Source organism: Alloalcanivorax sp., from assembly GCF_964221125.1.
In the GTDB taxonomy this organism is placed as follows: domain Bacteria; phylum Pseudomonadota; class Gammaproteobacteria; order Pseudomonadales; family Alcanivoracaceae; genus Alloalcanivorax; species Alloalcanivorax venustensis.
This window is the reverse complement of the sequence record NZ_CAXPXK010000040.1, coordinates 1-6,973: the sequence shown is the minus strand read 5'-3', so window position 1 is coordinate 6,973 and position 6,973 is coordinate 1. Positions and strand designations below refer to the sequence as shown.

Annotated in this window: 6 protein-coding genes, 4 tRNA genes and 1 rRNA gene; all 11 read right to left on the bottom strand. The window is 64.0% G+C overall.

Annotated features, from left to right (window positions below):
* Positions 1 to 1,103: elongation factor Tu (tuf, locus tag ACEQZD_RS05565; protein ID WP_370184481.1), on the bottom strand; the 1,103-nt coding region annotated here is incomplete at its 3' end.
* Between the two features lie 148 nt (positions 1,104 to 1,251).
* Positions 1,252 to 1,327 (bottom strand) — tRNA-Thr (locus tag ACEQZD_RS05560).
* A 47-nt stretch (positions 1,328 to 1,374) separates the two neighbouring features.
* A tRNA-Gly gene (locus tag ACEQZD_RS05555) sits at positions 1,375 to 1,448 on the bottom strand.
* Positions 1,449 to 1,485: 37 nt separating this feature from the next.
* A tRNA-Tyr gene (locus ACEQZD_RS05550) sits at positions 1,486 to 1,569 on the bottom strand.
* 83 nt (positions 1,570 to 1,652) lie between these two features.
* A tRNA-Thr gene (locus ACEQZD_RS05545) sits at positions 1,653 to 1,728 on the bottom strand.
* Positions 1,729 to 1,788: 60 nt separating this feature from the next.
* The gene (locus ACEQZD_RS05540; RefSeq protein ID WP_370184480.1) at positions 1,789 to 2,469 is read right to left on the bottom strand and encodes an SPOR domain-containing protein; all 681 of its coding nucleotides are present in this window, start codon (positions 2,467 to 2,469) and stop codon (positions 1,789 to 1,791) included.
* A 22-nt stretch (positions 2,470 to 2,491) separates the two neighbouring features.
* Positions 2,492 to 3,226, bottom strand: coding sequence for a type III pantothenate kinase (locus ACEQZD_RS05535; protein ID WP_370184477.1), 735 nt, complete (start codon positions 3,224 to 3,226; stop codon positions 2,492 to 2,494).
* Entirely contained in the window at positions 3,223 to 4,194 is a 972-nt protein-coding gene (locus tag ACEQZD_RS05530) for a biotin--[acetyl-CoA-carboxylase] ligase (RefSeq protein ID WP_142949714.1), read from the bottom strand. The genes ACEQZD_RS05535 and ACEQZD_RS05530 overlap by 4 nt, the downstream gene beginning before the upstream one ends.
* 3 nt (positions 4,195 to 4,197) lie before the next feature.
* Positions 4,198 to 5,886 carry an AMP-binding protein gene (locus ACEQZD_RS05525; protein ID WP_370184474.1) on the bottom strand — a complete coding sequence of 563 codons (1,689 nt, stop codon included), beginning with the start codon at positions 5,884 to 5,886 and terminating at the stop codon, positions 4,198 to 4,200.
* Between the two features lie 70 nt (positions 5,887 to 5,956).
* Entirely contained in the window at positions 5,957 to 6,385 is a 429-nt protein-coding gene (locus ACEQZD_RS05520) for a hypothetical protein (protein WP_370184472.1), read from the bottom strand.
* 474 nt (positions 6,386 to 6,859) lie between these two features.
* Positions 6,860 to 6,973, bottom strand: a 5S ribosomal RNA gene (gene rrf / locus ACEQZD_RS05515); the annotation flags it as partial.

The following is a 6,973-nucleotide window of genomic DNA, read 5'->3' as shown; positions in this document are numbered from 1 at the left end:
GCGATCAGCTCGACGCTCATCTGCACGTTATCGCCCGGCATCACCATCTCGGTGCCTTCCGGCAGCTGGCAAGCGCCGGTCACGTCGGTGGTCCGGAAGTAGAACTGCGGACGGTAGCCGTTGAAGAACGGGGTGTGACGGCCGCCCTCGTCCTTGCTCAGCACGTACACCTCACCCTCGAACTTGGTGTGCGGGGTGATGGAACCCGGCTTCGCCAGCACCTGGCCACGCTCTACTTCGTCACGCTTGGTGCCGCGCAGCAGCACGCCCACGTTCTCGCCGGCACGACCTTCGTCGAGCAGCTTGCGGAACATCTCAACGCCGGTGCAGGTGGTCTTCATGGTGTCTTTGATACCCACGATTTCCATCTCGTCACCCACCTTGATGATACCGCGCTCCACACGACCGGTTACCACGGTACCGCGGCCGGAGATGGAGAACACGTCCTCGATCGGCATCAGGAACGGCTGGTCCACGGCGCGCTCCGGCTCCGGGATGTACTCGTCCAGGCACTCCACCAGCTTGGCTACCGCCGGCATGCCGATGTCGCTGGTGTCACCTTCCAGCGCCTTCAGCGCGGAACCGGTGATGATCGGGGTGTCGTCGCCCGGGAAGTCGTAGTCGCTCAGCAGCTCGCGGATTTCCATCTCAACCAGCTCGAGCAGCTCTTCGTCGTCCACCATGTCCGCTTTGTTCAGGAACACAACAATGAACGGAACGCCGACCTGACGGGACAGCAGGATGTGCTCGCGGGTCTGCGGCATCGGGCCGTCGGCCGCGCTCACCACCAGGATCGCGCCGTCCATCTGCGCCGCACCGGTGATCATGTTCTTCACGTAGTCGGCGTGACCCGGGCAGTCAACGTGCGCGTAGTGACGCTTCGGAGAGTCGTACTCAACGTGGGAGGTCGCGATGGTGATACCGCGCTCACGCTCTTCCGGGGCGTTATCGATGGAATCGAACGCGCTCGCGGAACCGGTGCCCCAGGTCTCGAAACAGACCCGCGTCAGGGCGGCGGTCAGCGTGGTTTTACCATGGTCAACGTGACCGATGGTGCCTACGTTTACGTGCGGTTTGTTACGTTCAAACTTTTCCTTTGCCACGACTCTCTACCTCTCAACTTGGTTGTGCATCCCCGTCTGAACGGCGCGTCTGCCTGGAAAAACACAATACGGACCGCAATATCGCGGGCCACCCGGGCACCACCAAGACACATGAAGCCGGACCCGGGTTCTACCCGGGCCCGGAAATTGGAGCTCATGACCGGATTTGAACCGGTGACCTCACCCTTACCAAGGGTGTGCTCTACCTACTGAGCTACATGAGCGTAAACTTCATATTGCCTTGTCAGGCATCCAAATTGTCACCACAGCCTGGAGCGGGCAGCGGGAATCGAACCCGCATCATCAGCTTGGAAGGCTGAGGTTCTACCGTTGAACTATGCCCGCGAACCTTCCTATGCCTGCCAGCCTGTCGGCTTAAATCTGGTGGAGGGGGGAGGATTCGAACCTCCGAAGCTTTCGCGTCAGATTTACAGTCTGATCCCTTTGGCCACTCGGGAACCCCTCCAGAAAAGGGCCTACATTCTCTTTACGCCCCAACCCCTTGTCAACATCTTTTCAGGGATTTTCAAGCTCTTAGCGAGCGTAAAGTGGAGCTGGCGAGAGGAGTCGAACCCCCGACCGGCTGATTACAAATCAGCTGCTCTACCAACTGAGCTACGCCAGCAGCATAAGGGCTGCGCATTCTATAGAAAGCCCATCGGGGGTGCAATGATTGCCGCGGCGATTATCCGTTTTGCCGTGCCGGGGTCCGGCAGGCCACCCGATCGCGGCTCACCGCCGGGTTGCCGACCAGAAAATCCTCCAGCGCCGCGGCGCCGTCCGCCCTTTCCGGCATGTACAACCAGTATTCGGTCACCGGCCGCGAGGTCTCGCGCACAAAGGCCGGATAACCGGCATTATGCATTTTCACGCGCAGCCCTTCGGCGGACTCCTCGCTGGTGAAATACCCCAGGGAAATGGCGTTGGCGTCCTCCCCGGCCTTGACGATAAAGCTGTCCACGCCCCGGGACTGCAGCTCGCTGAGCACTTCCAGGGCCCGCTCACGGCTGTCGTAGGGGGGCAGGTAAACCCAGTTGAGGTGGTCTTTCTGAACCGTGACCGCGCGGATCGTTGCCGCCAACCCGGCCGCTTCCAGCTGCACGCGGGCGCGCTCCGCCTCGCCGCGGGCCGACCAGGGCCCGACCACCGGGCCCAACCCCGGGCGCGCCGGGACGTCCGGGCGCAGCGCCCGGTCCGGCTGCGGCGCCTCGCTCAGCAGCCGCAGGGCGGGAGCGTCGGCAGCCTCACCGGCGTCGGCGCGTTCAATAATGGCCGATGATCCGCCACCCCAAACGGCGTCGGATACCAACTGCCAGCCCAGGTAGACCAGGTTCACCACCAGAAGGCTGTAAAAGACCCATCGCACCGACTGTCGCCCCCAAGCTTTATTATTGACGTGCCGCCACCCGCTCCAGACCGTCCAGCACCAGGTCGGGCAAATGCATGAATTCAAAGGAAAAGGCGGAGCTGAGCTCGTCCGCGTCGCCGCCGGTCACCAATACCCTGCAAGTATCCGGAAGGCGTTCACGCAGTTCAACCACCACATCCGTGACGAACGCCACAGACATGCGCAGCAGGCCGTTATGGACGCACTCCCCGGTGGAGCGCCCCAGCGTCAGGCGGGGCCGGGCCTGGTCCACATGGACGTCGGCGGTGTCGCGCAGCAGCGCACTGCGCAGCATGCCCAGCCCCGGCACGATGTAGCCGCCCAGAAAACGGCCCTCGCCATCAATCGCGTCGATGGTCAGGGCGCTGCCGCAATCGATAATGATGCCGGCACCGAAGCGTTGCCAGCACTCCACCAGGGCCACCCAGCGGTCCACGCCCAGCCGGCGCGGCTCCGGGTAGCAGTTGCTGACCCCGAAGTCCTCCTGCCGGGAGTAGTAGAACCGCGGGGGCACCCCGGTACGCGCCTCGATCAAGGCGCCGATGCGCTCATCCGCTTCCGCGCCGGCCACCGACGCCACCCAGATCTGTTCGAATCCGGCCGCGCCGACGTCCAGCGGCGCCTGCAGGGCCCGGGGCCAGTCACGGCCGTGGGCGGCGCCGCCCTGCACGGTCCCGTCCGCCCCACGGCGGCGCCATTTCAAGGCGGTGTTCCCCACATCCACGAACAACTTCATTGTAATCTCAAGCTCACTTCGCCGCCGTGCATGTAATGGATCTCTCCGTCTATTTCCACCCGCAGGGCGCCGTCCTCGGACACGCCCCGGGCCACCCCGGTGCGCTGACCGGCGCCAGTATGAATCACCACCGGCCGGTCCCGGCAGACGTCCATTTGATCGAAGGCCGCCGTGAACGGCGCGAAGCCGTCCACCGCGAACCGGTCAAGCATGGTGAGCAGCTCGCCGGCCACGGCGGTGGCCAGCCGCGTGCGGTCCGGCGGCGCCGCGCTGGCGCGGCGCAGGTCCGTCCAGTCCTGGTCGATGGCCTCGGCCTGGTGGTCGCTCATGGCCACGTTGATGCCGACGCCCACCACCACCTGGACCTGCCCCTCCATCTCGCCGGCCAGCTCAATCAGAACGCCGCCCAGCTTGGCGCCGTCCACCAGCAGGTCGTTGGGCCACTTCAGGCCCAGCCCCAGCTCCGGCACGGTGTCCGCCAGGGCCCTGCCTACGGCCACCCCGGCGGCGAGACTCAACCCGCCCAGCGACGAGAAGCCTCCGGACAGCTGGTACAGCACGCTCAAGTAGAGGTTGGCGCCGAACGGCGATTGCCACTGCCGGCCGCGCCGGCCGCGTCCGGCGCTCTGGTACTCCGTGGTCACCACCACTGGCCCGCCGGCGTCCGCCGCCAGGGCCATGGCGTCGGCGTTGGTGGACTGCGTCACGGGTTGAAAGTGAAGCTCGGCGCGGCCGCGCAGGGCCTCCTCGAGGGCCGCCGGATCGAGCGGATCCAGCGCCCGGCTAAGACGGTAGCCCTTGCCGCGCACCGACTCCACGGACAGACCGTAGGCCTCGGCGGCCCGCTGCAGACGTTTCCAGATGGCGGCGCGGGAGACACCGAGCGCCTCGCCGAGGTCACCTCCGGAGTGGAAGCGGCCGTCGGCGAGCAACCGGATCAGATGCAGGTCCGGATCGGAATCCTTCAACGATTACTGCTCCCAGATCACACCACGGGACGCCGCCCAGGTGGGCAGGTCCGCCTCGTAGTATTTCTCGATCTCGTTGCGCTTGAGCTTGAGGGTCGGCGTAATCAGGCCGTTCTCCACGGTCCAGGGAGTCTTGCAGACCACCAGGGCATTGAGCCGCTCATGGGCGTCGATCTGGCTGTTCACCTTCTCAAGCAAGGCGTTCAGTGACTGGGTGAAGTGCTCTTTCTCAGTACCCTTGCTGAGCTTTTCCTGCTCCTCGGGGGTGAGGTTGAGCAGCGCGATCGGCTGCGCCATGTTGGCGCCGATGACGCAGGCGAGCTCCACGCCGGGCTGGCTGGCGAGCCGGTTTTCGATCGGCGCCGGCGCCACGTACTTGCCCTTCTCGGTCTTGAAGATCTCCTTGATCCGGCCGGTGATGCGAAGACGGCCGCGGCCGTCGATCTCGCCCACGTCGCCGGTCTTCAGCCAGCCGTCCTCGGTCAGCACCTCGGCGGTCAGGTCGGCCTGCTTGTAGTAGCCGCTCATGTTGGCGACGCTGCGCACTTCCACCTCGCCGGCCTCGCCGATGCGGCATTCAACGCCGTCGTTGGGGGTGCCGACCCAGCCGATCTGCTGATCACCCTGCTCGGTGGTGTGCGACCAGCCGAAGTTTTCCGTCATGCCGTACACTTCCAGGATTTCCAGATCCATCTTGTTGAACCAGGAAATGATGTCCGTGGACAGCGGCGCGGCACCGGACAGCGCCACGCGGCATTCGTCCAGGCCCATGGCGCCGAGCACCTTCTTCTTGATCACCTTGTTGAGCAGGGGAATCTTGAGCAGCGTATTGAGCTTCTTGGGCGGCAGCGCCTCGGAGGCTTTCTGGTAGAACTTGGACCAGATACGCGGCACCGCGAAGAACAGGGTGGGCTTGGCGCGCTTGATGTCCTCGCCGAAGGTGTCCAGCGACTCGGCGAAGTAGACGGTGTTGCCCACGTACAGCAGCGCCATTTCCACGGCGGCCCGTTCCGCCACGTGGGAAAGCGGCAGATAGGAAATCATCCGGTCCGAGGGCTCCAGGTTGTAGACCTGGATCACCTTGGCGCCCACCGCGGACATGCTCTTGTACTGGTGCATCACCCCTTTGGGCACGCCGGTGGTGCCGGAGGTATAGATAATGGTGGCGAGATCGTCCGGCTCCGGGGAAGCGGCTTCGGCGAGCGGCTCCTGCTTGGCGATGATGTCGGTCCATACCGGCACCTTGCCGCGCACTTCGTCCGGCGCCAGCGAGAACGCCACCTGCTTGACGCCGTCGGGCACGCCGTCCTTCATCATGCCCCAGTCATCCAGCTTGCCGACGAACAGCAGCTTGGACTCACTGTGCTCGAGGATAAGGCGCACGGAATCCGCCAACAGGGTGGGATAAAGCGGCACGCTGACGCCGCCGGCGACCCAGATCGCCAGGTCGGCGATGATCCACTCCGCGCAGTTCTTGGAGACCAGCGCCACGCGGTCGCCGGCCTGAATGCCTTCGGCCTTGAGATAGGCGGCCATTCGGTAGGCCTCGTCGGCCACCTCGTTCCAGGTATAGCGGCGCACCTGGTCGCCACCCAGCGGCTGGACCATGGCAACACTGTCGCCTTGCTGACGGCGGCGGTCTTCCAGCGCCTGGACAGGGGTCTTCATGGCGGCATTATTGTCATTCGTCATAGTGATCACCTTTTCCCAAACCAAAAACACGAGTTATTACGGCGGGGCCGGACCGGCGCCCGCCGTTGTCTTATTTAACGATCATTTCCGGGGCCATCGGATAGGTCCGGAACACCGGCCCCATAAACACCGCGACCCCGAGCCCCCAGGCCGCGTTCAGCATAAAGCCGCCGACCCAGGTGGTGGCGCTGACCGGGATACCTTTCATGGGGAATACCAGAAGCATGGCGACGACAGTGGGCGCGATGGCACCGAACAGGACGGCCACCGACCAGTACAGGTGGGCCGGCTTAAAACGTATCAGCCACCATAACGGCAGGCCCCAGACGCCGCCCCAGAACGCCAGCGACAACACGGCGGGCACGCCCAACGGCGCGGAGGGTGCCCAGTTATAAGGAGAAACCGGCACCACCGCCGCGGCATGGAGCAGTGCCAGCAGGCCCTGATGGAACACCAGGGTAGCCAGAAAACCGGCCACAAAGGCCTTCACCCACTGCATAGAGCCTCCAATCACCGACGTAACTTACTGAGCATAGAGATACATGGGCATGGGATAAAGGGTGGTGAGGGAAAATCGGGGGTTTTGGGGTGGCCCTGGGGAAGAAAGGTTGTTGGGGGAGTTGGGCTTGTGGCTTGTGGGAGTGACTGTGTGGATGGGTCTTGTGGGAGCGGGCCTTGTGGGAGCGGGCCTTGCCCGCGAAAGGCCGGCTCTGCCGGCCGGCAGGATTCCAGAGAGGTGTGGAGTGGGGCTGACCTGCTTTAGGTCGCTTTGCTGGTAGCGGGGGTGTGGAGTGGGCTGACCTACTTTAGGTCGCGAGCAGTGCTCGCGATCGCTGCGCGACGCCTTTGGCGCCTGCTCCCCGTTCCTTTGGAACAGGGTCGCTCACATGGCCTTGTAGGGAGAGGAGTTCATCGTATCCTAAATATAAAAAACCCCCGCCACTTTCGTGACGGGGGTTTTTTATATTTAAGAGCCTGACGATGACCTACTCTCACATGGGGAAGCCCCACACTACCATCGGCGCTGAGTGGTTTCACTTCTGAGTTCGGCATGGATTCAGGTGGTTCCCACTCGCTATGGTCGTCA